Genomic DNA, 541 nt, shown 5'->3' with positions numbered 1-541 from the left:
CGGGTCGACGCGGCCGAAGCAGGCCAGGATCGCTGGCATGGTCAGCATCTCCGAGCGTCCGGCGGAGGTCGCCGACCGTGCGGTGCCCGGACACTGGGAGGGTGACATGATCGTCGGGAAGGCCGGGGCGAGTCAGATCCTGACCCTGGTCGAACGTCAGACGCGGTTCGTCATGCTCGCCCGTGTTCCATACGACCGGTTCGCTGACCGGGTCGCGCTCATTCTCTCGCTGAAGGTGCGGGAGCTTCCCGAGGCTCTGTTCCGGTCGATCACGTGGGACCAGGGCACCGAGATGGCCGAGCATGCCCGGTTCACCGTCACGACTGGTATCCCTGTCTATTTCTGCGATCCGCATTCGCCGTGGCAACGCGGAAGTAACGAGAACACCAACGGGCTGCTGCGCCAGTATTTCCCCAAAGGTACTGACCTGTCGGATCACACACAGGCAGAACTTGACCGCGTCGCTGACCTGCTGAATCGCCGTCCGCGCCAGACATTGGACTGGGATACACCCGCTGAAAGGCTCAACCGCCTGCTACTA

Annotated in this window: 1 protein-coding gene; it reads left to right on the top strand. The window is 63.4% G+C overall.

The window, feature by feature from the left end:
* Positions 1 to 541 (top strand): IS30 family transposase (locus MXD58_RS24780; RefSeq protein ID WP_250610058.1); only part of this gene is annotated, 541 nt, incomplete at both ends.

Source organism: Frankia sp. AgKG'84/4 (assembly GCF_023242965.2).
Classification (GTDB): domain Bacteria; phylum Actinomycetota; class Actinomycetes; order Frankiales; family Frankiaceae; genus Frankia.
Note: the sequence above shows the minus strand (reverse complement) of the source record. Positions and strands in the feature narration are given on the sequence as shown.